The organism is Streptomyces sp. Ag109_G2-15 (assembly GCF_900215565.1).
In the GTDB taxonomy this organism is placed as follows: Bacteria; Actinomycetota; Actinomycetes; order Streptomycetales; family Streptomycetaceae; genus Streptomyces; species Streptomyces diastatochromogenes.
The window spans coordinates 5,901,152-5,927,689 of record NZ_OCNI01000001.1; the positions used below are offsets into that span (position 1 = coordinate 5,901,152).

26 protein-coding genes are annotated in these 26,538 nt (G+C 71.9%); 19 read left to right on the forward strand and 7 right to left on the reverse strand.

Annotated elements, in window-relative coordinates; translation table 11 throughout:
* Positions 1–30 precede the first annotated feature (30 nt).
* Positions 31–960 (forward strand): LysR family transcriptional regulator, encoded by a 930-nt coding sequence (locus CRP49_RS26605; protein WP_097255668.1) that lies wholly within the window; start codon positions 31–33, stop codon positions 958–960.
* 2 nt (positions 961–962) lie between these two features.
* Here CRP49_RS26605 and CRP49_RS26610 read toward each other — a convergent pair whose 3' ends face one another.
* Both CRP49_RS26610 and CRP49_RS26615 read right to left on the reverse strand, forming a co-directional pair.
* Positions 963–1,649 (reverse strand): gamma-glutamyl-gamma-aminobutyrate hydrolase family protein, encoded by a 687-nt coding sequence (locus tag CRP49_RS26610; protein WP_097255669.1) that lies wholly within the window; start codon positions 1,647–1,649, stop codon positions 963–965.
* 52 nt (positions 1,650–1,701) lie between these two features.
* Complete coding sequence (locus tag CRP49_RS26615) at positions 1,702–2,439, reverse strand: FadR/GntR family transcriptional regulator (protein WP_097255670.1); 738 nt, start codon at positions 2,437–2,439, stop codon at positions 1,702–1,704.
* 95 nt (positions 2,440–2,534) lie between these two features.
* Between CRP49_RS26615 and CRP49_RS26620 the strand changes: the two genes are divergently transcribed.
* The 4 genes from CRP49_RS26620 to CRP49_RS26635 are packed head-to-tail and all read left to right on the forward strand — an operon-like array spanning position 2,535 to position 7,312.
* Positions 2,535–3,893 carry a glutamine synthetase family protein gene (locus CRP49_RS26620; RefSeq protein ID WP_097255671.1) on the forward strand — a complete coding sequence of 453 codons (1,359 nt, stop codon included), beginning with the start codon at positions 2,535–2,537 and terminating at the stop codon, positions 3,891–3,893.
* Positions 3,894–3,901: 8 nt separating this feature from the next.
* A complete protein-coding gene (locus CRP49_RS26625) occupies positions 3,902–5,275 on the forward strand; it encodes an aldehyde dehydrogenase (protein WP_097255672.1) in 1,374 nt (457 codons plus the stop codon).
* The gene (locus CRP49_RS26630; protein WP_094216861.1) at positions 5,272–6,054 is read left to right on the forward strand and encodes a 3-oxoacyl-ACP reductase; all 783 of its coding nucleotides are present in this window, start codon (positions 5,272–5,274) and stop codon (positions 6,052–6,054) included. Before CRP49_RS26625 ends, CRP49_RS26630 begins: the two co-directional genes overlap by 4 nt.
* Positions 6,055–6,079: 25 nt before the next feature.
* Complete coding sequence (locus CRP49_RS26635) at positions 6,080–7,312, forward strand: haloacid dehalogenase-like hydrolase (RefSeq protein ID WP_179851756.1); 1,233 nt, start codon at positions 6,080–6,082, stop codon at positions 7,310–7,312.
* Positions 7,313–7,319: 7 nt separating this feature from the next.
* On the opposite strand, the gene CRP49_RS26640 is transcribed toward CRP49_RS26635, so the two are convergent.
* Complete coding sequence (locus tag CRP49_RS26640) at positions 7,320–8,522, reverse strand: amino acid deaminase/aldolase (protein ID WP_094216863.1); 1,203 nt, start codon at positions 8,520–8,522, stop codon at positions 7,320–7,322.
* 269 nt (positions 8,523–8,791) lie between these two features.
* Here CRP49_RS26640 and CRP49_RS48040 point away from each other — a divergent pair, with 269 nt between their 5' ends.
* From CRP49_RS48040 to mycP, 3 genes are all read left to right on the forward strand, one after another.
* On the forward strand, positions 8,792–8,917 hold the full coding sequence (locus CRP49_RS48040; RefSeq protein WP_257033492.1) for a hypothetical protein: 126 nt from the start codon (positions 8,792–8,794) through the stop codon (positions 8,915–8,917).
* 1,009 nt (positions 8,918–9,926) lie between these two features.
* Entirely contained in the window at positions 9,927–10,808 is an 882-nt protein-coding gene (locus CRP49_RS26645; protein WP_257033493.1) for a hypothetical protein, read from the forward strand.
* Between the two features lie 5 nt (positions 10,809–10,813).
* Positions 10,814–11,965, forward strand: a complete 1,152-nt coding sequence (mycP, locus tag CRP49_RS26650) for a type VII secretion-associated serine protease mycosin (RefSeq protein ID WP_097255673.1) — start codon at positions 10,814–10,816, stop codon at positions 11,963–11,965.
* Here the strand turns inward: mycP and CRP49_RS26655 are convergent.
* Entirely contained in the window at positions 11,962–12,912 is a 951-nt protein-coding gene (locus CRP49_RS26655; protein ID WP_097255674.1) for a serine hydrolase, read from the reverse strand. The two genes, mycP and CRP49_RS26655, sit on opposite strands and share 4 nt — an antisense overlap.
* 150 nt (positions 12,913–13,062) lie before the next feature.
* Here CRP49_RS26655 and CRP49_RS26660 point away from each other — a divergent pair, with 150 nt between their 5' ends.
* Complete coding sequence (locus CRP49_RS26660; protein ID WP_097255675.1) at positions 13,063–13,794, forward strand: SseB family protein; 732 nt, start codon at positions 13,063–13,065, stop codon at positions 13,792–13,794.
* 15 nt (positions 13,795–13,809) lie between these two features.
* Here CRP49_RS26660 and CRP49_RS26665 read toward each other — a convergent pair whose 3' ends face one another.
* Positions 13,810–14,166: a DUF1844 domain-containing protein gene (locus tag CRP49_RS26665; RefSeq protein ID WP_097255676.1), complete on the reverse strand. Its 357-nt coding sequence runs from the start codon at positions 14,164–14,166 to the stop codon at positions 13,810–13,812.
* A gap of 384 nt (positions 14,167–14,550) precedes the next feature.
* Here CRP49_RS26665 and infC point away from each other — a divergent pair, with 384 nt between their 5' ends.
* From infC to CRP49_RS26720, 10 genes are all read left to right on the forward strand, one after another.
* Positions 14,551–15,195, forward strand: a complete 645-nt coding sequence (infC, locus tag CRP49_RS26675) for a translation initiation factor IF-3 (protein WP_097255677.1) — start codon at positions 14,551–14,553, stop codon at positions 15,193–15,195.
* Positions 15,196–15,303: 108 nt separating this feature from the next.
* On the forward strand, positions 15,304–15,498 hold the full coding sequence (gene rpmI, locus CRP49_RS26680) for a 50S ribosomal protein L35 (RefSeq protein ID WP_004933563.1): 195 nt from the start codon (positions 15,304–15,306) through the stop codon (positions 15,496–15,498).
* A gap of 98 nt (positions 15,499–15,596) precedes the next feature.
* Positions 15,597–15,980 carry a 50S ribosomal protein L20 gene (rplT, locus tag CRP49_RS26685; protein ID WP_018549117.1) on the forward strand — a complete coding sequence of 128 codons (384 nt, stop codon included), beginning with the start codon at positions 15,597–15,599 and terminating at the stop codon, positions 15,978–15,980.
* 116 nt (positions 15,981–16,096) lie between these two features.
* Positions 16,097–16,957 (forward strand): RNA methyltransferase, encoded by an 861-nt coding sequence (locus tag CRP49_RS26690; RefSeq protein ID WP_097257544.1) that lies wholly within the window; start codon positions 16,097–16,099, stop codon positions 16,955–16,957.
* A gap of 50 nt (positions 16,958–17,007) precedes the next feature.
* Positions 17,008–18,153, forward strand: coding sequence for an ATP-binding protein (locus CRP49_RS26695; RefSeq protein WP_097255678.1), 1,146 nt, complete (start codon positions 17,008–17,010; stop codon positions 18,151–18,153).
* 128 nt (positions 18,154–18,281) lie between these two features.
* Positions 18,282–19,403 (forward strand): phenylalanine--tRNA ligase subunit alpha, encoded by a 1,122-nt coding sequence (gene pheS / locus CRP49_RS26700; protein ID WP_097255679.1) that lies wholly within the window; start codon positions 18,282–18,284, stop codon positions 19,401–19,403.
* Entirely contained in the window at positions 19,403–21,916 is a 2,514-nt protein-coding gene (pheT, locus tag CRP49_RS26705; RefSeq protein WP_097255680.1) for a phenylalanine--tRNA ligase subunit beta, read from the forward strand. Before pheS ends, pheT begins: the two co-directional genes overlap by 1 nt.
* A 157-nt stretch (positions 21,917–22,073) precedes the next feature.
* Positions 22,074–23,117 carry a PP2C family protein-serine/threonine phosphatase gene (locus CRP49_RS26710; protein ID WP_097255681.1) on the forward strand — a complete coding sequence of 348 codons (1,044 nt, stop codon included), beginning with the start codon at positions 22,074–22,076 and terminating at the stop codon, positions 23,115–23,117.
* A 165-nt stretch (positions 23,118–23,282) separates the two neighbouring features.
* Entirely contained in the window at positions 23,283–24,623 is a 1,341-nt protein-coding gene (locus CRP49_RS26715; RefSeq protein WP_094216874.1) for a transcriptional regulator, read from the forward strand.
* A 65-nt stretch (positions 24,624–24,688) separates the two neighbouring features.
* Positions 24,689–25,225, forward strand: a complete 537-nt coding sequence (locus tag CRP49_RS26720) for an NUDIX hydrolase (RefSeq protein WP_097255682.1) — start codon at positions 24,689–24,691, stop codon at positions 25,223–25,225.
* On the opposite strand, the gene CRP49_RS26725 is transcribed toward CRP49_RS26720, so the two are convergent.
* On the reverse strand, positions 25,222–25,479 hold the full coding sequence (locus CRP49_RS26725) for a hypothetical protein (RefSeq protein ID WP_097255683.1): 258 nt from the start codon (positions 25,477–25,479) through the stop codon (positions 25,222–25,224). The two genes, CRP49_RS26720 and CRP49_RS26725, sit on opposite strands and share 4 nt — an antisense overlap.
* Before the next feature lie 194 nt (positions 25,480–25,673).
* Positions 25,674–26,534 (reverse strand): 3-hydroxybutyryl-CoA dehydrogenase, encoded by an 861-nt coding sequence (locus CRP49_RS26730; RefSeq protein ID WP_097255684.1) that lies wholly within the window; start codon positions 26,532–26,534, stop codon positions 25,674–25,676.
* Positions 26,535–26,538 lie beyond the last annotated feature (4 nt).

Genomic DNA, 26,538 nt, shown 5'->3' on the forward strand with positions numbered 1-26,538 from the left:
TTCCTGTCTATGAGGGCATAAGCTGGTCTTATGAGCGAGGAGTACGCGACGGACGACGGCCGCCCCGGCGGCTCGCTGGCGCACCGGGTGCCGGACCTCGGCGCGCTGGAGCTGCTGCTGGCCGTGGCGCGGCTGGGCAGTCTCGGGGCGGCGGCGCGGGAGGTCGGCATCACCCAGCCGGCCGCCAGCAGCCGCATCCGGTCCATGGAACGGCAACTGGGCGTCGCCCTGGTCGACCGCTCCCCGCGCGGCTCCCGGCTCACCGACGCGGGTGCCCTGGTGACGGACTGGGCCCGCCGGGTGGTGGAGGCGGCGGCGGCCTTCGACGCGGGTGCGCGGGCCCTGCGCGACCGGCGGGACTCCCGGCTGCGGGTCGCGGCGAGCATGACCATCGCGGAGTACCTGCTCCCGGGCTGGCTCCTCGCCCTGCACGCCGAGCGCCCCGACACCGCGGTGTCGCTGCTCGCGGGCAACTCGGCGAAGGTCGCGGAACTCCTGCTGGCCGACGAGGCGGACCTGGGCTTCGTGGAGGGCCTCACCGTCCCGCCGGGCCTGGACTCCGCGGTGATCGCCCACGACCGCCTGATCGTCGTCACGGCCCCCGGCCACCCCTGGGCCCGCCGCCGGCGCCCCGTGACGGCTCAGGAGCTGGCGGCCACGCCCCTGATCCTGCGCGAGCGGGGCTCCGGCACCCGCCAGGTCCTGGACACGGCCTTGGGCGGCCTGGCCCGGCCCCTGATCGAACTGTCCTCCACCACGGCGGTGAAGGCCTCGGCGGTGAGCGGCGCGGGCCCCTCCGTCCTCAGCGAACTGGCGGTGGGGGAGGAGCTGGCGATGCGGCGGCTGGTGGGTATCCCGGTGGAAGGGGTGTCGTTGCGCCGGGACCTGCGTGCGGTGTGGCCCACGGGGCATCGGCCTACGGGGCCGGCGCGGGAGTTGCTTTCCTTGACGAGGGGGTGACGTCAGGACGCGGCCCGCACGAGCGCCTGCATGACGCGCAGGTCCTTCCCCATCTCCGGATGCCACTGCACCCCGAGCACCCATCCCTCGCTCGGCGGCAGTTCGATCGCCTCCACGGTCCCGTCCTCCGCGTGAGCCGAGGGCACCAGGCCCGTACCGAGCCGCTCCACCGCCTGATGGTGGTAGGTGGGCACGGAGGTCTCCTCCGGGACGATCCCCGCGTACCGCGTGCCCGGCACCGGCTTCACCGGATGGCTCCCGAACACGCCGACCACCTGCGCGTGCCCGTCCATGTGCTGCACCAGCGTCCCGCCCAGAGCCACGTTCAGCAGCTGCATCCCCCGGCAGATCCCCAGCACCGGCACCCCGGCCGCCAACGCGGCCTCGATCAGCGCGAGTTCCCACACGTCCCGCTCCGGTGCGGGCGGTCCCGTACGCGGTGAGCGCTCGGCGCCGTACCGGGACGGATCCACGTCCGGCCCGCCCGCGATGACCAGCCCGTCCAGCCGCTCCACCGCATCCGCGGCCCGCTCGGGCGCGTCCGGCGGCAGCATGGCGGTGAGCCCCCCGGCCCGCTGCACCAGCCGCGGATAACCGGCCGGCAGCAGCGCCGCGTCCAGCTCCCACACGCCCCAGCGCACACCGGCCTCCAGGTACGTGCTCACACCGATCAGCGGTCGTACGGTCATGCCGCCCTCCCAGGAATCCAAAGGTCCATGCCCATACCTTTGCAGAGTCGGCTCACGCCAGGAAGCCCCGCAGCAGCGCCGCCGTGCCCGCGCAGTGCTCCCGCATCATCTCCCGCGCCCCGTCCGCGTCCCCGTCCAGCACCGCCTCCACCAGCGCGATGTGCTGCCGCTGTGAGTGCTCCAGGTTGCGCACCAGCAGCGGGATGCAGTCCAGCAGGTCGTTGACGGTCGCCCGCACCGCCGCGTACTGCGCGGTCAGCGACGGCGAACCGCACAGCTCGGCCAGGGTCAGATGCAGCAGTGTGTCCAGCCGGCGGTACTCCGCGAGCGGCGCCTCATGGGTCCGGTCCAGCGCCTCCCGCAACCGGTCGGCCTGCTCGTCCGTCAGCCCGTGCGCCGCGCACAGCCCGGCCGCGCCCACCTCGAGCACCTCGCGGAAGCGCAGCACGTCCTCGATGTCGACCTCGGCGATCCGCCGCCGCAGCTCGTCCTCGCCGCCCGCGTCCGTGCGCGGCAGCACGAACGTTCCGCCGTACCGCCCGCGCCGGGCCTCCACCAGCCCCTGGTCCTGGAGCACCTTCAGCACCTCGCGCAGCGTGACCCGGCTGATCCCGAGCCGCTCCGCCAGCTCCCGCTCGGCCGGCAGCCGCTCGCCGCCCGGCACCAGACCGAGCCGCACGACCTGGAGGATCTGCTCCAGCGCCTCCTCGAAGCCGTTGCCGGCCCGTACCGCCCGCAACACCGGAGTGAGCCGGTCGTTCACGCCGTACGCGTCCGTCTCCTGCGACATCCGGCCGTACCCCCTTCCCAAGCAATGGTTCTCGGCAATACCTTATGGCTCCCGGCCCGGCCGAAAAAGCGTGAAGAAGCCGAAGGAGTTCTCCCGTGGCAGACCGCACACCCCCGCTGAGTGTCGAGGAGCTGCATGCCCTCGTCGCCGGTGGTGAGATCGACACTGTCGTCCTGGCCTTCCCCGACATGCAAGGGCGTCTCCAGGGCAAGCGGTTCGCCGCCCGCTTCTTCCTCGACGAGGTCCTGCAGCACGGCACCGAGGGCTGCAACTACCTCCTCGCCGTCGACACCGAGATGAACACCGTCGACGGCTACGCGATGTCCTCCTGGGACCGCGGTTACGGCGACTTCGCCATGCACCCCGACCTGTCCACCCTGCGCCGCATCCCCTGGCACCCCGGCACCGCCCTGCTCGTCGCCGACCTCGCCTGGAACGACGGCGCCCCGGTCGTCGCCGCCCCGCGCCAGATCCTGCGCCGACAGCTCGACCGGCTCGCCGAACTCGGCTACACCGCCCAGGTCGGCACCGAGCTGGAGTTCATCGTCTTCAAGGACAGCTACGAGCAGGCCTGGGACGCGAACTACCGCGGCCTGACCCCGGCCAACCAGTACAACATCGACTACTCCATCCTCGGCACCGGCCGCATCGAGCCCCTGCTGCGCCGGCTGCGCAACGACATGGCCGGCGCCGGCCTCACCGTCGAGTCCGCCAAGGGCGAGTGCAACCCCGGCCAGCACGAGATCGCCTTCCGCTACGACGAGGCCCTGCGCACCTGCGACCAGCACGCCCTCTACAAGACCGGCGCCAAGGAGATCGCCGCCCAGGAGGGCGTCTCGATCACCTTCATGGCCAAGTACAACGAGCGCGAGGGCAACTCCTGCCACATCCACCTCTCGCTCGCGGACGCCGACGGCGACAACGCGATGGCCGGGTCCGAGGGGATGTCCGACGTGATGCGGCACTTCCTCGCCGGACAGCTCGCGGCCCTGCGCGACTTCTCCCTGCTCTACGCCCCCAACATCAACTCCTACAAGCGCTTCCAGCCCGGCTCCTTCGCGCCCACCGCCGTCGCCTGGGGCCACGACAACCGCACCTGCGCCCTGCGCGTGGTCGGCCACGGCCGCTCCCTGCGCTTCGAGAACCGCCTCCCCGGCGGCGACGTCAACCCGTACCTCGCCGTCGCCGGACTGGTCGCGGCCGGCCTGTACGGCATCGAGCAGAAGCTGGAACTCCCCGAGCCCTGCCCCGGCAACGCCTACACCGCCGACTTCGAGCACGTCCCGACCACCCTGCGCGAGGCCGCCGAACTCTGGGAGAACAGCCCGATCGCCAAGGCCGCCTTCGGCGACGAGGTCGTCGCGCACTACCGCAACATGGCACGCGTCGAACTGGAGGCCTTCGACGCGGCGGTGACCGACTGGGAGCTGCGCCGCTCCTTCGAACGCTTGTGAGGCATGACGTGTCGCAACTGTATGAACTCGACGTCCTCAACCCCGCGACGGAAGAGGTGATCGCGACCGTACCCGGCGCCGTCGAGCAGGACGTCGACGCGGCCGCGTACCGAGCCGAACGGGCCCAGCAGGCCTGGGCCGCACTCGCGCCCGGCGACCGGGCCCGGCTGCTGCGCCGCTTCGCCGCCGTCGTCGACGACCACATCGAGGAACTCGCCCGGCTGGAGGTGCGCGAGGCCGGCCACACCATCGGCAACGCCCGCTGGGAGGCCGGCAACGTCCGCGATCTGCTGGACTACGCGGCAGGGGGAGTGGAGCGGCTGACCGGTCGGCAGATCCCGGTCGCCGGCGGGCTGGACGTCACGTTTCTCGAACCGATCGGTGTGGTGGGGGTCATCGCGCCCTGGAACTTCCCGATGCCGATCGCCGCATGGGGCGTGGCCCCGGCGCTCGCGGCGGGCAACGCGGTGCTGCTCAAGCCCGCCGAGACCACGCCGTTGACCGCCCTGCGCCTGGCCGAACTCGCGCTGGAGGCGGGCCTGCCCGAGCACCTTTTCCAGGTCCTGCCGGGCCGTGGCGACATCGCGGGTGAGTCCCTCGTCCTGAACCCGCGCGTCGGCAAGATCGTCTTCACCGGCTCCACCCGGGTCGGCAGGCGGATCATGGCGCTCTGCGCCGACCAGACGAAGCGCCTGACCCTCGAACTGGGCGGCAAGAGCCCCAACGTCGTCTTCGCCGACGCCGACCTCAAGGCCGCCCTCGACCCCTTCTCCTTCCTGGACAACTCCGGCCAGGACTGCTGCGCCCGCACCCGCATCCTCGTCCAGGAGTCGGTGTACGACGAGGCCCGCGACTTCCTCGCCGACGCGCTGGCCGGCGTCGTGGTGGGCGACCCGGCCGACGAGAAGACCCAGATGGGCCCGCTGATCTCCCGTCAGCAGCTCGACCGCGTCCGTTCGTACGTCCCCGAGGACGCCTCGGCCCTGCGCGGCAGCGCACCCGACGGACCCGGCTTCTGGTTCCCGCCGACCGTCCTGACGGGGGAGCGGCACGACAGCCAGGCCGCCCGCGAGGAGATCTTCGGCCCCGTCGCCGTCCTCCTCCCCTTCACCGACGAGGAGGACGCGATCCGCCTGGCCAACGACACCCCCTACGGCCTCTCCGGTTCCATCTGGACCCGGGACGTCGGCCGCGCCCTGCGCGTCTCCCAGGCCGTGCGCGCGGGCAACCTGTCCGTCAACTCCCACTCCAGCGTCCGCTACTCGACCCCGTTCGGCGGCTTCAAGCAGTCCGGACTCGGCCGTGAACTCGGCCCGGACGCCCTGACCGCCTTCACCGAAACCAAGAACGTCTTCATCAGCACGGAGGGCCCCGCACAGTGACCGCAGAAACTGTTTGCCGCCGCCTGGTCGGCCGTACCGCCGTCGTCACCGGAGCCGGCAGCGGCATCGGCCTCGCCGCCGCCCGCCGCCTCGCTTCCGAGGGCGCGCACGTGGTCTGCGGCGACGTCGACGAGGCCCGCGGCAAGGCCGCCGCCGACGAGGTCGGCGGGATCTTCGTCAAGGTCGACGTCACCGACCCCGAGCAGGTCGAGGCGCTGTTCAAGACGGCGTACGACACCTACGGCAGCGTCGACGTCGCCTTCAACAACGCCGGCATCTCCCCGCCCGACGACGACTCCATCCTGGAGACCGGCCTGGAGGCCTGGAAGCGGGTCCAGGAGGTCAACCTCACCTCCGTCTACCTGTGCTGCAAGGCCGCCATCCCGTACATGCGCCGCCAGGGCAAGGGCTCCATCATCAACACGGCGTCCTTCGTGGCCCGGATGGGCGCGGCCACCTCGCAGATCTCGTACACGGCCTCCAAGGGCGGTGTGCTGGCCATGTCCCGTGAACTGGGCGTGCAGTTCGCCCGCGAGGGCATCCGGGTGAACGCCCTGTGCCCCGGCCCGGTGAACACCCCGCTCCTCCAGGAGCTGTTCGCCAAGGACCCGGAGCGGGCCGCCCGCCGGCTCGTCCACATCCCCGTCGGCCGGTTCGCCGAGGCCGAGGAGATCGCCGCCGCCGTCGCCTTCCTGGCCAGCGACGACTCCTCCTTCGTCAACGCCACCGACTTCCTGGTGGACGGCGGAATCTCGGGCGCGTACGTCACGCCCCTGTAGGGACAAAGGTGTACGGTCCGCGCGTATGCGACAGCATCTCGTGTGGACCCTGGCAGCGGCCGCCGCCCTGGCGGCCGCGCCCACCGCAACGACGGCGGCCGCTCCCGACTGCCCCCGGCTGACCGGTACCTGGTACGGCGCCAACCGTGCCCACCTCCAGCAGGTCATCGACGGCTACGGCACCTGCTCCGGTCACCGGGGCGCGGTGGCCACGTTCGACTGGGACAACACGGTCACCAAGAACGACGTCACCGACGCCACCCTCTCCTGGGCCCTGCGCCACGACCGGCTGCTGCGCCCCGCCCGCTGGAAGGACACCAGCGCCTGGCTGACCGATGCCGCCGACCACGCCCTCACGGCCGCCTGCGGCACCGGAGCGGGCGCACCCCTGCGCACCTCGACCCGCCCCCGCTGCACCGACGAGATCGTGCGGATCCGCGAGACCGGCACCACGACGAGCGGCGCCCCCGCCTTCGCCGGCCGCTGGAACCACCGCCGCACGGTCCCGCAGTACGCCTGGATCCCCCAGCTCTTCGCCGGCCGCACCCCCGCCGAACTGGCCTCCTACGCCGGCTCCGCCCGCCGCGAGGCCCTGGCCGCCCCCGTCGGCGCGACCCGCACCCTGGGCACCCGCACGGTCCCCGCCTACGTCCGCTACTACGACCAGCAGCGCGACCTGATCCGCACCCTGGAGCGAGCCGGATTCGAGGTGTACGTCGTCTCGGCCGGCGCGGAACCCGTCACCGAGGTCTGGTCCCGGGCGGTCGGCGTCGACGCGGCCCACACCATCGCCATCCGCTCGGTCCTGGACCGCCGGGGCCGGATCACCGTGCGGAACGAGGGCTGCGGCGGCGTCCCGGCCACCCGGGGTGCGGTGATCCCGTACATCGACGGCAAGCGCTGCTGGATCAACCAGGAGATCTACGGCGTCCAGGGCGCCGCCGCCTGGCAGCGGCAGCCCTGGAAACGGCGGCCCGCGCTCGCGGCCGGTGACGCCGACACCGACGTCACCTTCGTCGGGGACGCCACCGGCGCCCACCTCGTGATCAACCGCAACAAGCCGGAGCTGATGTGCCGGGCCTACGACGACGCCGACGGCCACTGGCTGGTGAACCCCATGTTCATCGCCCCGCTGCCGCGCAGGCCGGAGCCGTACCCGTGCGCGACCACCGCCCGCACCCACCCCGACGGCACGCTCGGACCGCTCCGGCGCGCCGACGGCACGGTGGTGCCGGACCGGGCCGACACCGTCTTCTGAACGGCGCTCAGAGGAAGGTCTGCCCCTCACCCCGGTAGGTGGGCACGGTCGCGGTCACCGCGTCCCCCTCGACCAGCTGCAGCACATCGAACCGCTCGCACAGCTCGCCCGCCTTGGCGTGCCGGAACCACACCTTGTCGCCGATGAGCAGATCGTCGGCGGGCGAGCCGAGCAGCGGGGTCTGCACCTCGCCGGGGCCCTCCTGCGGGTCGTACCTGAGTCCCTCCGGCAGGTACGGCACCGGCAGCCGGTCGGGACCGGCCGCGCCGGAGGCCGGGTAGCCACCGCCGAGCACGGTGACGACCCCCACGCCCGGCCGTCGTACGACGGGCTGCGCGAACAGGGCGGCGGGACGGCCGCTGAAGGACGTGTAGTTGTCGAAGAGCCGCGGCACATACAGCCCCGAACCCGCCGCGATCTCCGTGACCGCGTCCTCGGCGGCGGTGTGCTGCACGCTGCCCGTGCCACCGCCGTTGACGAACTCCAGGTCGGGCGCCACGGCCCGGACCGCCCGCACCACGGCACCGCGCCGCTCGGCCAGCTCCCGCCGCGCGGCGGCCTGCATCAGCCGTACGGCCCGCGAACGCAGCGGCCGCCCGGCCACGGAGTCCCCGACCCCGGCGATGTGCCCCTCGTACGCCATGATCCCCACCAGCTTGAAGCCGGGTCGCCGGGCCACGGCCCGGGCCAGCTCGGCGAGTTGGGCGGGCGAGTACAGCGGCGAACGCAGCGCCCCCACCCGGACCCGGCCGCCCAGCAGCTTCAGCGAGGTGTCCAACTCCAGGCAGACCCGCACCACTTCACGCCCGCCGTCGCGGGCCGCGTCGATGAGGTCGAGGTGGGCGACGTCGTCGATCATCACGGTGACGGCGCCCGCGAGCTTGGGATCGGCGGCCAGCTCCGCGAAACCGGACCGGTCGGCGGACGGATAGGCCAACAGGATGTCGTCGAACCCGGAACGCGCGAGCCACAGCGACTCGGCGAGGGTGAACGACATGATCCCCTGGAAGCCGTCCCTGGCCAGGACGCGTTCCAGCAGGGCCCGGCAGCGAACCGACTTGCTGGCGACCCGGACCGGCTTTCCGGCGGCGCGGCGGACCAGATCGTCCGCGTTGGCGTCGAAGGCGTCCAGATCCACGATCGCGAGAGGGGCGTCGAGATGGGCAGTGGCCCGGTCGTAACGGGCCCGATCAGCGGCACGCGCAGTCATGACGGAAGCCTGCCAGACAGGATTACCGCAGGGTAGGGGGACGTTCCGGGCAGATGCCCCGGGCTCGTGGACTGGTTCTCCTTCTCTCCCGGACAACCCGTAGAGTGACGCGCACGTACGGCGGAACACGCCCGGCCGCTTCACCTGAACCGGGATGTCGATCCAGCCGTACGGGTATGCGTGCCCGGACGAGGTCTCCGCACCGGGCACGGCCGAGGAGCACGACGGCCCGTGTACGAGGAAACGGCCCGGGCACGAGGAAACGGGGGGTGCATGAGCACGGAAGCGCGCCGCGCCCCCGTACCGCCACGCCCGACGAATCCGCCTCCCGGCCCCACCACCGAACCGCCGTCACCGGCGACGCCCGGACCGTCGGCGGCTACGGGCGCCCGTGAGCCGGCCGGGTACCGGGGGGTTTCCGCAGGATCGGCGGCCATCCCGGCCGCGCCGGGCTCCGAGGACCTCGACGACGAACCCTCCGTGTTCGCACCCCGCGCCACGCGGGCGCCGGGGCAGGAGCAGCCCGCCCGCCCGGCCCCTGCCCCCTTCCGGCCGTCCTCCGTACCCCAGGCCCCCGATCCGGTGAGCCCGCCGCCACCCCCTGCCTCGGCCCGCTTCCCCGACACCCCGCCGAACGCGGGCCGCCTCCCCGACACGGCACCGAGCACGGGCCGCAGGGCACGCGCCGAGCGGGCCGCCACGAAGGTGCCGCCGCGCCCGGGAGCACCTGCGGAGTCCCCGGCCGAGACGACGACCCGGCTCCGCCCGATCCGACCGGCGACCGAGCCGCAGCGCCCTGGCCCGGCGGCCATGCCGTCCGTGGGCCGTCCGGGGGAGTCCGTTCCGGGCGGTGGGGGTTCTGCGGCCACGCCGTTCGCGGGCGGTCCGGGGGAGTCCGCTCCGGCCCGTTCGGATTCTGCAGCCATGCCGGCCGCTGGCCGTCCGGGGGAGTCCGCTCCGGGCCGTCCTGGTTCCGCGTCCACGCCTGCCGCCAGCCGTCCGGGGCAGTCCGTTCCCGGCCCTGCGGATTCCGCGCCGACGCCGTACGCGGGTACACCGCCCCGCCCCGCAGCGCCCGCGGAGTCCCTCTCGGAGACGACGGCCCCGCTGCGGCCGATTCGGTCGGCGGCCGAGCCGCAGCGCCCTGGCCCGGCAGCCATGCCGGCTGCCGGGCGTCCGGGGGAGTCCGTTCCGGGCCGTGCGGGTTCTGCAGCTATGCCGTTCGCTGGCCGTCCAGGGGAGTCCGTTCCCGGCCGTCCTGGTTCCGCGTCCACGCCTGCCCCCGGCCGCCCGGCCTCCGCGCAGGACCCTGCCGCCACCCGCCCGGCCTCCCCGCTGCCATCCCCCAGGCCCCCCGCGCGCGACCTCCGGGGCGCCTGGAGTCCGAGCGACCCCGCGCACCCCGTGAGCCCTCCGCCGGCTTCGCCGGATCCCGCGTTCTCCTGGAGCGCGGGGGCGGCCGCTCGGCCCGTCGTGTCGTTCGGGGAGCCCGAGGGGTACGACGAGCGGACGCGGGCGCGGCCGCTGGGAGTGCGGGTAGGTCCCCGGACCGCCGCTGCCGCCGCCTGCCTGGTCCTCGGGCTTGGCCTCATCGGCGGTGCCGTGACCGGGAGTTGGCTCACCGGGGACGGCGGGGACGGCACGGCCGGGAGCGGGTTCACCGCGGCCGCGACCCTGTGGCACAGCGTGCCCGTCGACCAGCTCTTCCCGCCCACCCTCCAGGGCACCGGAGCCGGACCCGGCGGTGCCGACCGGACCTGGACGCGGATCGCCGTCGCCCCGGACAGCACCTGCGCCGACGCCTTCGACCCGCTGCTGCACAAGGTTCTCGCCCCCGTCGGCTGCCAGCGGCTCCTGCGCGCCACCTACACCGACGCCACCCAGACCTACGTCACCACCGTCGGCCTGCTGTTCACCAAGGCCGACTCCGCCGCCATGTCCGCGCTCGCCGCACGCTTCCGCGACGAGCACCTGGACCGCCGCAGCGACCTGATGCCCCGGCCGTACGCCGCCAAGGGCACCGCCGCGGCCGGCTTCGGCGCCGAGCAGCGCGCCACCTGGACCCTCTCCGTCCTCACCGACGCCCCCGTCGTCGCCTACTCGGTCTCCGGCTGGGCCGACGGCCGCACCGTCGACGCGCCCCTGCCCGCCGCGGACGCCCTCCGCTCCGGCGCCACCTCGGCACCCGCCCAGGCCGGCCTCGGCAACGAGGCCCAGGGCCTCGCCGACCGCGTCGAACGGCGACTGCGCCAGACCGTCAGCTCGGCCACGGAGAAGCCCTCGTGAAGCGAATGACCGGCTCGGCGGTGAGCCTCCTGCTCGCCGGCTCCCTCGTCCTGCTGCCGTCCGCCACCGCCCACGCCGACAGCATCCGCGGCCAGCAGTGGGGCCTGTCCGCCCTCCACCTCGACGAGGCCTGGCGCACCACCAAGGGTCAGGGCGTCACCGTCGCCGTCCTGGACACCGGAGTCGAGGCCGACCACCCGGACCTGGCCGGCAACGTCCTGCCCACCAAGGACATGATCGGCTTCGGCGCCAAGCCCGGCGACCGCACCTGGGCCCGGCACGGCACCGCCATGGCCGGCATCATCGCCGGGCACGGCCACGGCCCCGGCGACACCGAGGGCGTCATGGGCGTGGCGCCCGAGGCGAAGATCCTGCCCGTGCGGGTCATCCTGGAGGACGGCGACTCCGCCCGCGCCAAGGCCCGCACCACCCGCGGCAACGCCCTCGCCGACGGCATCCGCTGGGCCGCCGACCACGGCGCCGACGTCATCAACCTCTCCCTCGGCGACGACTCCAGCTCCGCCCACCCGGAGCCGAGCGAGGACGAGGCCGTGCAGTACGCCCTGAAGAAGGGCGTGGTCGTCGTGGCCTCCGCGGGCAACGGCGGCGACAAGGGCGACCATGTCTCCTACCCGGCCGCCTACCCGGGCGTCATCGCCGCCACCGCCGTGGACAAGTACGGCACCCGCGCCTCCTTCTCCACCCGCCGCTGGTACGCCGCGGTCAGCGCACCCGGCGTGAACGTCGTGATCGCCGACCCCGACCACAAGTACTACGAAGGCTGGGGCACCTCGGCCGCCTCCGCCTTCGTCTCGGGCGCCGCGGCCCTGATCAAGGCGGCCCACCCCACCCTGACCCCGGCCCAGATCAAGAAGCTGCTGGAGGACACGGCCAGGGACGCCCCGGTGGGCGGCCGCGACGACTCCCGGGGCTTCGGCATGATCGACCCGGCAGCGGCCCTCAAGGCAGCGGCCAAGCTGAAGCCACGGGGCCTGCGCCCGGCGTCGTACGACGAGAAGTACTTCGGCCCCGGCCCGGACGCCCCCAAGTCCACCAGTTCCACCTCCGACTGGGCGGGCCCCCTGGCAGGGAGCATGGGGGGAGTGCTCCTGGTGGCGGGGCTGGTCCTTTGGAGAAACCGAAGGACAACTACCTAAAGGGGCGCGGCGAACGAAGACACCGCCGCCTTCGCGGCATCTTCCACCAGCGAAATCCCCTTCGCCTCACTGACGGTCCCCTTGGACAACACAGCCACCAGGTAGTCGGTCCCGTCCACCGTCACCCGCCCGATGCTGTTCACGTCCCACAGCCCGGTCGTACTACGCGCCAGCCACCCGTTCTTCAGAGCCCACGAAGACCCCACAGCCGCCGCCGAAACCCCCCACTGCTGATCGGCCTCCACCCCCTTCATCAGCCCCTGGACGTACGTCCGAGAAGCCGCGCTCAGCAGCGACTCCTCCCCGAACACCTGCTGAAGCAACGCGAGTTGATCCGCCGCCGTGGTCTGCGTGAGCCCCCACAGCTCACCCGAACCACCAGAGGTCTGCGCCAGCCCGAACCGCTCGTTCGCCGCGTCCAACCCCTCCGCCCGCCCGATCGTGTGCCACAGGGCCGTCGCAGAGGCGTTGTCACTGTTCTCGATCATCTTCGTGGCGTACGCCTTCTCCGCCACCGTCAACTGCCGCCCGGCGTCCTGCGCCTGCAGCAGCAGTGTGGCCAGGATGTCGACCTTGACGATGCTCGCGGTGTCGAAGGCGGCCCCGCCGTACGCCGCGCTCTCGCCGGAGTCCACTTCGAGCACCGCAGCCGACACCTTGGCGCCGGACGGCACGCTCACCGAGGCCATCGCCTGGGACAGCAGCGCCTTACGGTCCACCGCCGCCGGCTCCACCGACGCCTCCGTGGTCGAGGGGGAGACCGACGCCGGTGCCGAAGCCGACGCCGACGCCACGGCCCCCGCACCGGAGTGCGCCCGCGCCTTCACATAGACCGTCCCGCCCGCGGTGACCCCGCTGACGGCGATCACGGCGAGCGCGGTGAAGAGAAGCGGGCGACGGCGGGAGCGACGGGTACGGCGGCGACGGCTGGCTCTGGAGGACTCCATGCCCGCGATGCTCGGGGCGGGGACTGTGCGGCCCGTTAGACGGACGTTAGATCTGCGTCAGGGAATGCTGAGATTCCTGTGAGCCCGGTGACGGCCCGGTTTCCGGCCCCGCACAAGCCCAGCAGCTTCCCCCCTATAGGGTCGGTGACCGTGGCGAACAAGAACATTCCCGACCCCGGCTTCTCCGACGACGACGGCTCCGCCGACCCCCGGCTGAGCGCCGCGCTCGCCGCCTGGGCCGAGGACCGTGGCGCTCTGGCGCCTGTCCTGGAGGCGCTGAAGGGGGCCCGCCTGCTCGTCCCGGTCGTCGCCCTGCTCGGCGAGGTCGAGGAGGACGAGAACGGGCTGCGCCGCGAGAAGACCAGCGACATGGCCGTACCGACCCTGAAGGCCGGCGGCCGCACCGCGCTGCCCGCCTTCACCTCCACCGACTCCCTGGCCCGCTGGGACCCGGCGGCCCGCCCCGTCGCCGTACCCCTGCACCAGGCGCTGCAGGCCGCCGCGCACGAGAGGGCGGACACGGTCGTCCTGGACCTGGCCGGCCCGGTTCCCTTCGAGCTGACCGGCCCCGCGCTGCTCGCCCTCGCCGAGGGACGTACCAGCGGCGACCCGCTCGCCGACCCGGCCGTCGTCGAGGCCGTCCGTGCCGCCGTGGCCGCCGAGCCCGCCGTCCTGCGCGCGCACCTCGGGCCCGGACAGGCCGACGGCACCCTCGCCCTCGTCCTCGACCCGGCCGTCCCGCCCGCCGAGGCCGCCCGCGCGGTCGCCGAGCGGCTGGCCGCCGACGAGACACTGCGGGCCCGCCTGGTGCGCGGTCTCGACCTGGCACTGCTGCCGGCCGGGACCACGCCTCCGGGCGAGCCCTTGTTCGTACGGGAGTAGAAAAGCCCCTCGTGGCTAGCCGTAGATGGGGCCCGTGTACTTCTCGCCCGGGCCCTGGCCCGGCTCGTCCGGGACGATCGACGCCTCGCGGAACGCCAGCTGCAGCGACTTCAGGCCGTCGCGCAGCGGGGCCGCGTGGAAGGAGCTGATCTCGGTCGCGCTCGCGTCCAGCAGACCGGCGAGCGCGGTCACCAGCTTGCGCGCCTCGTCCAGGTCCTTGTACTTGTCGCCCTCCTCGCTCAGCCCGAGCTTCACGGCGGCGGCGCTCATCAGGTTGACGGCGACCGTCACGATCACCTCGACGGCGGGGACCTCGGCGATGTCCCGGGTCATCGCGTCGAAGTCGGTGTTCTCAGGAGGGGTCTCACTCATGCCCCACACGATAGGCGAGGCCGGGTGGGCGTCCTCATCAGCCCCACCCGTCCTCAATTAGCCCTTGTCAAGCGATCCTGCTAATCTGGTGGGCGACCGGCTGGACATGACTGTGTCCAGCCCACAAGTGGAGGCTCCGATCTCCCACCTGACCGTCCTCCGGGACGGCGGGTCACCCGGTCAGGCGGCCACCATCGTTCCGTACGGACGATGGAGCCGCCCGAACAGCGCCCCGCGGTCATCGCGGCGGTGCTCCGGTTGCTATGGGAGCCCCGCCTGTGATCGTCCGGGGCATTTTTTGTGCTTCGGTGCGGTTAGGTCCTACGAATAGAGACGTACGCGGCTGTCCGCCAGACCGCCGTATGGTGCTACCGAGGAGGATCCATCAGCACCGAGCCCCGCATCAACGACCGGATTCGCGTTCCCGAGGTGCGACTTGTCGGTCCCAGTGGCGAGCAGGTCGGGATTGTCCCGCTTGCCAAGGCCCTGGAGCTTGCGCAGGAGTACGACCTCGACCTGGTCGAGGTGGCGGCGAACGCCCGTCCGCCGGTCTGCAAGCTCATGGACTACGGGAAGTTCAAGTACGAGTCGGCCATGAAGGCCCGTGAGGCGCGCAAGAACCAGGCGCACACGGTCATCAAGGAGATGAAGCTCCGGCCGAAGATCGACCCGCACGACTATGACACCAAGAAGGGTCACGTCGTTCGGTTCCTCAAGCAGGGCGACAAGGTCAAGATCACGATCATGTTCCGTGGTCGCGAGCAGTCCCGGCCCGAGCTGGGCTACCGGCTGCTGCAGCGCCTCGCGGAGGACGTCCAGGAGCTCGGGTTCGTGGAGTCGAACCCGAAGCAGGACGGCCGCAACATGATCATGGTTCTCGGTCCGCACAAGAAGAAGACCGAGGCGATGGCCGAGGCTCGCCAGGCGCAGGAAGCCCGGAAGGCGGAAGCGAAGGCCAACCCCGGTCGTTCGCAGAACCCTGCCGAGGCTGAGGCTGAGGCGCCCGCCGAGGAGCCCGCCGAGGCGTGATCCCCGGGACGCGAGTCCCAGGATGTAACCGATACAAGAGCGACGTTCCACCGTGCCCGGTTTCGCGACCGGGCACCGGAACGCCACCGACGAGGAGAGAACGGCGCTATGCCGAAGAACAAGTCGCACAGCGGTGCCAGCAAGCGCTTCAAGGTCACCGGCTCCGGCAAGGTGCTCCGTGAGCGCGCCGGCAAGCGCCACCTGCTCGAGCACAAGTCGTCCCGCGTGACGCGTCGCCTCACCGGCAACGCCGAGATGGCCCCGGGCGACGCCGCGAAGATCAAGAAGCTTCTCGGCAAGTGACGTGGCGGCGCCGTCTGAGCGCCGTACGTCTGGACCGGGACCCAATCGTTTCCGGGTCGTGTGAAGACCACCACGACCCCGCTACAAGGAGTTAAAAAGTGGCACGCGTCAAGCGGGCAGTCAACGCCCACAAGAAGCGCCGGGCGATCCTCGAGGCGGCCTCCGGCTACCGCGGTCAGCGTTCGCGCCTGTACCGCAAGGCCAAGGAGCAGGTCACCCACTCGCTGGTCTACAACTACAACGACCGCAAGAAGCGCAAGGGCGACTTCCGTCAGCTGTGGATCCAGCGCATCAACGCCGCTGCCCGCGCCAACGGCATCACGTACAACCGCTTCATCCAGGGTCTGAAGGCCGCGAACGTCGAGGTCGACCGCAAGATCCTCGCCGAGCTGGCCGTCAACGACGCGGGTGCCTTCGCGGCGCTCGTCGAGGTCGCGCAGAAGGCGCTGCCGGCGGACGTCAACGCGCCGAAGGCCGCGTGACGCTGCGCCGGCCTTAGGCCGACGTGACTGTGCGGACCCGTGGGCTTCTGCCTGCGGGTCCGTTGCGTTGTGTGGTGTGAAGAAAAGCGGAACCTGAGCTGCTGAAGGTGAAGAACATGCCCCCCGTCAGCCCCGAGCTGATCTCCCCCCGTTCCGCCCGTGTGAGCGCCGCGCGGCGGCTTGCCAAGCGGAACTTCCGGGGCAAGGACCGGCTGTTCCTCGCCGAGGGGCCGCAGGCCGTGCGGGAAGCTGCCGGGCACCGGGTCGGCGGGGAGGCGACCCTCGTCGAGCTGTTCGCCACCGTGGAGGCCGCGGAGCGGTACGCCGACATCATCGGGGAGGCCCGCAGCGTCGGCGCCCGGGTGCATCTGGCCGCCGAGGACGTCATCGCCGACATCTCCACCACCGTCACCCCGCAGGGTCTGGTCGGTGTCTGCCGGTTCCTGGACACCCCCTTCGAGGACGTCCTCGCCGCCCGGCCGAAGCTCGTCGCCGTGCTCGCCCACGTCCGCGACCCGGGCAACGCCGGCACCGTGCTGCGCTGCGCCGACGCCGCCGGCGCCGAGGCGGTCGTCCTGACCGACGCCTCCGTCGACCTGTACAACCCCAAGGCCGTACGCGCCTCCGTGGGCTCCCTGTTCCATCTGCCGGTCGCCGTCGGCGTGCCCGTCGAGCGGGCCGTGGCGGGGCTCAAGGACGCCGGTGTGCGGATCCTCGCCGCCGACGGGGCCGGCGACCGCGACCTGGACGAGGAGCTGGACAAGGGAACGATGGGCGGGCCCACCGCCTGGGTGTTCGGCAACGAGGCCTGGGGGCTCCCGGAGGAGACCCGCGCCCTCGCCGACGCCGTCGTACGCGTCCCCATCCACGGGAAGGCCGAGAGCCTGAACCTCGCCACGGCCGCCGCCGTATGTCTCTACGCGTCGGCTCGTGCACAGCGCGCCTCCGGAGGGTGCCGAACCGTCACCGAGAGCTAGTAGGGTGGCCAGCTCGGGGCCCTGCGCCGTCTGAGAGGTGGGGTACAGGGATGAGTGTGGTCGGCACCAGCACTGCGCCGGACGGGCGGGACGTGCGCCGCACACCCGCGCCCCGGCACGGCGACTGCGCCGAGACCGGCCTCGGCATCGACCCCGACCAGCTGCCCGACGGCCTCGTGGTCGCCGACGACCACGGCCGCGTGATCTGCTTCAACGCCGCCGCCGAACGCATCACCGCCGTCCGTGCCGCCGACGCCCTCGGGCAGCACCTGGACAAGGCCCTGCCCCTGGAGGATCTGGAGGGCAGGCGCTGGTGGCAGCTCACCGACCCCTACGGCGGCCTCGCCATCCGGGTACGGCAGCCCGAGCGCAACCTGTTGCTGCCCGGGGGGAGGGAAGTGCTGGTCTCGGCCCGGTACGTGCGCGGGGAACCCCTCGGGCCGGTGCAGCGGGTCGTCGTGTCGCTCCGTGACACCGAGGCCCGCCGCCGCACCGAGCGCAGCCACGCCGAGCTGATCGCCACCGTCGCCCACGAGCTGCGCTCCCCGCTGACGTCCGTGAAGGGCTTCACCGCCACGCTCCTCGCCAAGTGGGAACGCTTCACCGACGACCAGAAGCGGCTGATGCTGGAGACCGTCGACGCCGACGCCGACCGCGTCACCCGGCTCATCGCCGAACTGCTGGACATCTCCCGGATCGACAGCGGGCGGCTGGAGGTCAGGCGCCAGCCCGTGGACATCGGCGCGGCCGTCGGACGCCACATCCAGGCCTACGTCGCCGCAGGACAGCCCGCCGACCGGTTCCTGCTGCGCATCGAGCAGCCCCTGCCCGCCCTGTGGGCCGACCCCGACAAAGTCGACCAGGTGCTCAGCAACCTGCTGGAAAATGCCGTGCGGCACGGCGAGGGAACCGTCACCATTGATCTCACGCCCTCGGCATCCCCGCGCGAAGGCGAGGAAACCGGCACGTCGGTCACGGTGAGCGACGAGGGGCCCGGCATCCCGGAGGAATCCATGAACCGCGTCTTCACCCGCTTCTGGCGGGGCAGCAAGCGCGGCGGCACGGGCCTGGGGCTCTACATCGTCAAGGGCATCGTCGAGGCCCACGGCGGCACCATCACGGTCGGCCGCGCCACCGGCGGCGGCGCCGAGTTCCGATTTACGTTGCCCGTGGGCGCCCCGGCGTATCTCGCCTAGCGGCCCGCGGGCCATTCGTCCACCCCCACCCCGTTAGACTCGGCCTTTGGCACCTTTGTGTCCTTCACGCGGCCCTCGCGAGTCGGTGACGGGGACCATCCGCCAGCCAATCGGAAGCACGGGAAGAGATGTCCGCACCCAATAAGTCGTACGACCCTGTCGAGGTCGAGGCGTTGAAACCGGAAGAGATCGAGCGCATGCGGGACGAGGCGCTCGCCGCCTTCGCCGCCGCGGGCTCCCTCGACGCGCTCCACGAGGCCAAGGTCGCCCACACCGGCCCCGCCTCCCCGCTGGCCCTCGCCAACCGCGAGATCGGCGCCCTGCCCCCGCACGCCAAGGCCGAGGCCGGCAAGCGCGTCGGCATGGCCCGCGGCGCCGTGAACAAGGCCCTCGCCGCCCGCCAGGGCGAGCTGGAGGCCGAGCGCGACGCCCGTGTGCTGGTCGAGGAGGACGTCGACGTCACGCTGCCGTACGACCGCGTCCCGGCCGGGGCCCGGCACCCGCTGACCACGCTCTCGGAGCGCATCGAGGACGTCTTCGTGGCCATGGGCTACGAGGTCGCCGAGGGCCCCGAGGTCGAGGCCGAATGGTTCAACTTCGACGCCCTCAACATCGGCCCGGACCACCCGGCCCGCGGCGAGGCCGACACGTTCTTCGTCGAAGGCCCGAACGGCGGCACCGAGTCCGGTGTCGTGCTGCGCACCCACACCTCGCCCGTCCAGATCCGTTCCCTGCTCGGTCGCGAGCTGCCGGTCTACGTGATCTGCCCGGGCCGTGTGTACCGCACCGACGAGCTGGACGCCACGCACACCCCGGTCTTCCACCAGGTCGAGCTGCTCGCCGTGGACGAGGGCCTGACCATGTCGGACCTCAAGGGCACCCTGGACCACATGGTCCAGGCGCTGTTCGGCGAGGGCATGAAGACCCGGCTGCGCCCGAACTTCTTCCCCTTCACCGAGCCGTCCGCCGAGATGGACATGCTCTGCTACGTCTGCAAGGGCGAGTCCGTCGGCAACCCCGACCGGCCCTGCCGCACCTGCTCCAGCGAGGGCTGGATCGAGCTGGGCGGCTGCGGCATGGTCAACCCGAAGGTGCTGGCCGCCTGCGGCGTCGACCCGGAGAAGTACAGCGGCTTCGCCTTCGGGTTCGGCATCGAGCGGATGCTGATGTTCCGCCACAACGTCGAAGACATGCGAGACATGGTCGAGGGTGACGTCCGGTTCACCCGGCCGTTCGGGATGGAGATCTGATGCGGGTCCCGCTTTCTTGGCTGCGGGAGTACGTCGACCTGCCGGCGACGGAGACCGGCCGCGACGTCCAGGCCAAGCTCATTTCCGCAGGTCTTGAGGTCGAGACCGTCGAGCACCTCGGCGCCGACCTCAAGGGCCCGCTGGTCGTGGGGCAGGTGCTGACCATCGAGGAGCTGGAGGGCTTCAAGAAGCCGATCCGCTTCTGCACGGTGAACGTCGGCCAGGCCAACGGCACCGGCGAGCCCCAGGAGATCGTCTGCGGCGCCCGCAACTTCGCGGTCGGCGACAAGGTCGTCGTGGTCCTCCCGGGCGCCACCCTGCCGGGCGGCTTCTCCATCGCCGCCCGCAAGACCTACGGCAAGACGTCCCACGGCATGATCTGCTCCACCGAGGAGCTGGGCATGGGCGACGACGGCAACCACGGCATCATCGTGCTGCCGCCGGAGACCGAGGTCGGCAAGGACGCCATCGAGCTGCTGGAGCTGGTCGACGAGGTCCTGGACATCGCCGTCACCGCCAACCGCGGCGACTGCCTGTCCATCCGCGGCGTCGCCCGCGAGACCGCCATCGCCTACGGCCTGCCGCTGCGCGACCCCGCGCTGCTCGACGTACCCGGCCCGAACGCGTTCGGCTACCCGGTGCAGGTCTCCGACCCGGCCGGCTGCGACCGCTTCACCGCCCGCACCGTCACCGGTCTGAGCCCCGAGGCACGCTCCCCGATCTGGCTGCAGCGCCGGCTGCAGAAGGTCGGCATGCGCCCGATCTCGCTTGCCGTCGACGTCACGAACTACGTGATGATGGAGCTGGGCCAGCCCCTGCACGCCTACGACCGCGGCCTGGTCCAGGGCACCATCGGCGTGCGCCGGGCGGAGGAGGGCGAGAAGCTCGTCACCCTCGACGGCGTCGAGCGCAAGCTGCACGCCGAGGACCTGGTCATCACCGACGAGCGCGGCCCGATCGGCCTCGCCGGCGTCATGGGCGGCGCCAACACCGAGATCGCCGACCACGACGACCTCGAGAACGCCACGTCCGACGTGGTCATCGAGGCCGCCCACTTCGACGAGGTCGCGATCGCCCGTACGGCCCGCCGCCACAAGCTGTCCTCGGAGGCCTCCCGCCGCTTCGAGCGGGGCGTCGACCCGGAGGCCGCCGCGGCCGCCGCGCAGCGGACCGTGGACCTGCTGGTGCTGCTCGCGGGCGGTACCGCCGAGGCCGGCGTCACCGAGGTCGTCGCGCCCTCCGCCCCGCACACGATCACCGTCCAGGCGAACCACCCGGACAAGGTCGCGGGCGTGCACTACGGCCGCGAGACCGTCGTCCGCCGCCTGCAGGAGATCGGCTGCGACGTCTACGGGCAGGACGAGCTGATCGTCACCGTCCCGTCCTGGCGGCCCGACCTCTTCGAGGCGAACGACCTGGCCGAAGAGGTCATCCGTCTGGAGGGCTACGAGAACCTGCCCTCCACGCTGCCCAAGCTCCCCTCGGGCCGCGGCCTCACACACCGGCAGCGGCTGCACCGCCGGGTCGGCCGCGCCCTGGCCGGCGCGGGTTACGTCGAGGCGCCGAACTACCCGTTCGTCGGCGAGCAGGTCTTCGACCACCTCGGCCTGGCGGCCGACGACCCGGCCCGCCGCGTCGTGAAGCTGGTCAACCCGCTCAACGACGAGGAGCCCGCGCTCCGTACGACCCTGCTGCCGGGCCTGCTGGGTGCCCTGCGGCGCAACGCCGGCCGGGGCTCGCACGACCTGGCGCTCTTCGAGACCGGCCTGGTCTTCCGGCCGCGCGAGGAGCAGCGCCTCGGTGTCCACCTGTCCGTGGACCGGCGTCCCACCGACGAGGAGATCACCGAGCTGAACGGTGCGCTGCCCGAGCAGCCGCGCCATGTGGCCGTCGTCCTCGCCGGGGCTCGTGAGCAGGCCGGCTGGTGGGGCGGTGGCCGTCCGTCCGGCTGGGCCGACGCGGTCGAGGCGGCGCGCGCCGTCGCCCGTGAGGCCGGTGCGGAGCTGGTCGTGCGCAAGGGGCAGTACGGTCCCTGGCACCCCGGCCGCTGTGCCGAGCTGGTGGTCGTCGCCGACGGCACGGAGCGGGTCGTGGGCCATGCGGGAGAACTCCACCCGCGGGTCCTCAAGGCTCTGGGGCTGCCGGAGCGCACCTGCGCGACGGAGCTGGACCTGGATGCGCTGGAGGCGGTGGGCGACGGGGTGCCGCAGGCGCCTTCCATCTCGTCCTTCCCCGTCGCCACGCAGGATGTCGCCCTCGTGGTCGACAAGCCGGTCCCGGCCGCGGAGGTCGAGGCTGCGCTGCGTTCGGGTGCGGGTGAGCTGCTTGAGTCCATTCGGCTGTTCGACGTGTACGAGAATGCCGCGCAGCTCGGCGAGGGCAAGAAGTCGCTGGCGTATGCGTTGCGCTTCCGCGCGGCGGACCGGACGCTGACCGTTGATGAGGCTTCGGCTGCTCGGGATGCGGCTGTTGCCTTGGCGGGCGAGCGGACCGGGGCTGTGCTTCGGGGCTGATCGCTGCATAAATGCGGGTTGGCCTGGGAGTTCTCACTCGTTCGGGTGGGAATCGGGAGGGATCTGGCCCTCCCGGGCCATGCCTCTCGACAGAATCGGACCGGCCTTTCGGGGTCGGTCCGTCTGCTTTTCAGGGCCCATATGGGGGACCAGAGGCATGATCCGTATCAAGGCACGGGCACCCACCGCGCGGGGAGCCGTACTGCCCACGGTCTGGGGAGCCGTGGCGGTCACGTACAAGTTCGGCTGCCCGCTCGCCCAGCAGGACGGGCTCGGCGCGCGCATCGTCACCAGCGCCGTGTTCTTCGCCGTCGGCACCGGACTGATATTCCATGTCCGCCATGCCCTGCTGCGCGAGCTGAGGCAGGTCCGCCGGGTCGCCGGCGCCGCCCAGAGCGTGCTGCTACGGCCCCTGCCGCCCCGGCTCGACGGGCTGAACGTGGCGGCCGCCCAGCTGTCCGCCGACCGCGGCGCGGCCATCGGCGGTGATCTGTACGAGGCCGTCGCCACCGAACACGGCGTCCGCGTGGTCATGGGCGACGTACGCGGTCATGGGCTTGCCGCCCTCGGCACCGTGGCCGCCGTCCTCGGCAGCTTCCGTGAGGCCGCCCACGACGAGGCCGAACTCACCCATGTGCTCCGGCGGTTGGAGCGGGCCCACGCCCGTCACCTGCGTGAGCGGGCCCGCACCGAACACCCGTGCAACGGCGCCCAGGAGCCCGAGCACCCGGTCGCCGAGGAGTTCGTCACCGTCCTGCTCCTGGAGATCGCCCGGGACGGCGAGGTGCGCGCCCTCAACTGCGGTCACCCATGGCCGTACCTGCTCAGCGGCACCCGGGTGGAGCCCTTCACCGCTGCCGATCCACTTCCGCCCCTGGGTCCGTTCCCGCTCCCCGCAGAGCTGGAGGCGCACTCGTGCGGGCAGTTGCTCCCCGGGGATTCCCTGGTCCTCTTCACAGACGGGGCGGAGGACGCGAGGGATGCCCACGGCCGGTTCTTCTCGCTGCCGACAGTGCTGCGCGAGGCGGTACACGATCACCCGATGACGGCCCAGACGATCCTCCGCGCGGTCTTCACGTCCCTCCTGCACCACACAGCCGGCCGGCCCACGGACGACGTAGCGGTACTGGTCCTACGGAACGACCGAAGAAACTTCGAGTTCTCAGGGGCGCGCGCAAACGGCCAAGCCGCCGCTTTCTGAGGGGGAGCCGGCGGCTTGGCCGGCCTCTTGCGAGGACTCTCAGTCAACCGGCAGAACACGCTCCGCAACAGCGTGCACACGCTGCGGATGCGCGCACTCCGTTCACACCCCGTGTGAAAGCGGACGCACTACGCTGACGGCACCAGGCCACTCGGGGGGCAATCCATGCAGCCCAACACTCTGCTCGACGCGATCCTGGACGAGGCGGGGATCTCGCACGCCGGTCTCGCCGCCCACGTCAACCAGGCGGGCCGGCGACGGGGCCTAGCGCTCCGGTACGAACACACGGCCGTGGCACGGTGGTTGAAGGGGCAGCGGCCACGCGGCCAGGTGCCCGACCTGATCTGCGAGGTGCTCGCCGGACGGCTGCACCGGCCGGTCACCCTGGACGACATCGGCCTCGGGGTGCCCGGCGAGCCCAGCACCCCGCACACCGGCTCGCTCTCCGGCTTCGTGGAGCGGGCCACCGCCCTGTGGCGCTCCGACGAACAGCAGCGCCCGCATGTGCTCGGCGCTCCCGCGGTCACCGGCACCCCGGCCGTGATGCCGGTGTGGGAGTGGGAGAACCCGCCCGAGGACGTGGACGTCTCCCGCGGTGGCCGGCACCGGGTCACCGCGGCTGACATCGAGATGCTGCGCGCCGCCCGTACGCACTACGAGCAGATGTACCGGAAGGCGGGCGGTATCGCGACCCGCACCCGGATCGTCGGGTTCCTCAACGCCGAGGCCGCGCCGCTGCTGCGAGGCAGCTACACCGACGCCACCGGCCGCCAACTGCACCGGGCCACCGGCGGGTTGGTGGCGATCGCGGGTATCTGCGCGTACGACTCCGACGCGCACGGTCTCGCCCAGCGCTACTTCCACCAGGCGCTCCGGCTGGCAAAGGCCAGCGGGGACCGGGGGCTTGGCGCGTACGTGATCGCGCTGCTCGTCAACCAGGCGCTGTTCATGAAGGAGTACCGGCAGGCCGTCGCCTTCGCCGAGGCCGCGCTGCGCGCCGCGGGCCCGCACATCACCCCGGCCCTCGCCTCCGACCTGTACGCGATGCAGGCCAAGGCGTACGCCCACCTCGGCGACAGCAGCAGCGCCCTGTCCTGCATCCGCCGGGCCGAGACGGCCGCCGACCGCATCCGGCGCGGGTACGAACCCGACGAGACCGGCTATGTCCAGCCCGGCCTGGTCAACGTCCAGGTGGCCGAGGCGCTGCTCAGCCTCGGTGAACTCGCCGCCGCGCGGGAGCACGCGGCGGCCGCGGTCGACAACCCCGCCCACGACCGGGGCCGGGTGCACCGGCTCGCCATGCTCAGCACCATCGAACTGCGCCAGGGCAATGCGGACAAGGCGGTGGTCACCGCCGTGCAGATGGCCGAGCAGGCGCGCGGGATGGAGTCCCAGCGGCTGCGCGACAGACTCCGCGCGGTACGCGAGCACTTGGTGAACTGCGGCTCGGCCGGGACCGCCGAAGCCGCCGAACTCATCGACGGAGCACTGCGCGTACCGCTGTAGACCCACTGTGGGTACCCAGTCCCTGCTGCGATATTGCCACTTACTCGTCGGAAGGTGGCAGAACCGTGCAGTGGACGAAACAGAACGAACAAACTGTGTATGAAAACCGCTGGTTCAGCGTCAACCTCGCAGATGTCGAGCTGCCGGACGGCAGGCACCTCGACCACTTCCTGATCCGGCTGCGGCCGGTCGCCGTCGCCACGGTGGTCAACGAGGCCAACGAAGTCCTGCTCCTGTGGCGCCACCGGTTCATCACCGACAGCTGGGGCTGGGAACTGGCCGCGGGTGTGGTGGAGGACGGCGAGGACATCGCGAGCGCGGCCGCCAGGGAACTGGAGGAGGAGACCGGCTGGCGGCCGGGGCCCCTGCACCACCTGATGAGCGTGGAGCCGTCCAACGGCCTCACCGACGCCCGGCACCACATCTACTGGGCCGACCGGGGCGAGTACGTCGGACATCCCGTGGACGACTTCGAGTCGGACCGCCGCGCATGGGTCCCCCTCAAAGTCGTCCCCGACCTGATCGCCCGAGGGGAGGTCCCGGCCGCCAACATGGCGGCCGCGTTACTCCTGCTGCACCACATGAGGCTCGCGGATGGTTAGTGGGCCAGCACCTGCCAGACCGTCACGACCAGCGCTCCCAGAGCCGTGAGCGCGGCGACCGAGGGCAGCGGCCAGCGTGCGTGTTCCAGCGACCTCATGCGCGTGTGCAGTGCGTCCAGTTCCTTGGCGGCCTCCTCGGTGCGATGACTGAGCAGGGCGAGTCCTCCCTCGACTCGGGCGTACGCCACGTCGAGGCGGCGCCGTAACTCTGCGAGTTCTCCATGGACCACGGGATGCTCCGGATCGGCGGTCACGGGTCCACTCCTTTCCGTAGTCGAATCTGGTTGTTCCGCATCCCTTGCATGCGCATGAGGAGTCAACTCGCCAGGTGGGCGCGTGGGGAGCGTGTGCGAAGGGCATATGCGTGCCCGGCGCGCACACGGTGTGTGAAACAGATGGGCCCGGCACCGAAATCGGTGCCGGGCCCATGGAGCGTCGCTCCTTGTAATCAGCCGTACGTGTAGAAGCCCGAGCCGGACTTCCGGCCGAGCCGGCCCGCCTCGACCATGCGCTGGAGCAGCGGGGGAGCGGCGTACAGCGGCTCCTTGTACTCGGCGTACATCGAGTTGGCGATGGAGACGATGGTGTCCAGACCGATGAGGTCGGACAGCCGCAGCGGGCCCATGGGGTGGGCGCAGCCCATCTCCATGCCGTTGTCGATGTCCTCGCGGCTCGCGATGCCGGACTCGAACATCCGGATCGCGGAGAGCAGGTAGGGCACCAGCAGCGCGTTGACGACGAACCCGGAGCGGTCCTGGGCGCGGATGGCGTGCTTGCCGAGCACCTTCTCGGCGAAGGCCTGGGCGCGGCTGAGCGTGCCCTCGGAGGTGGTGAGCGCCGGGATCAGCTCGACCAGGTTCTGCACCGGGGCCGGGTTGAAGAAGTGGATGCCGACCACGTGGTCGGGGCGGGAGGTGGCGACCGCCAGCTTCACCAGCGGAATGGAGGAGGTGTTGGAGGCCAGGATCGCGTCCGGGCGGGTCAGCACCTGGTCGAGCACCTGGAAGATCTCCGTCTTCACCTGCTCGTTCTCGACGACCGCCTCGATCACCAGATCACGGTCGGCGAACTCGCCGAGGTCGGTGGTGAAGCTGAGGCGCGCCAGCGTGGCGTCCCGCTCCTCCTCGCTGATCTTGCCGCGCTCGGCGGCCTTGGCCAGGGAGTTGTACAGCCGGGTACGGCCGATCTCCAGGGCCTCGCCGGTGGTCTCGGCGACCTTGACGTCCAGTCCCGCGCGGGCGCACACCTCGGCGATGCCCGCGCCCATCTGGCCGCAGCCCACGACTCCGACGCGCTCGATGTCGGTCACATCG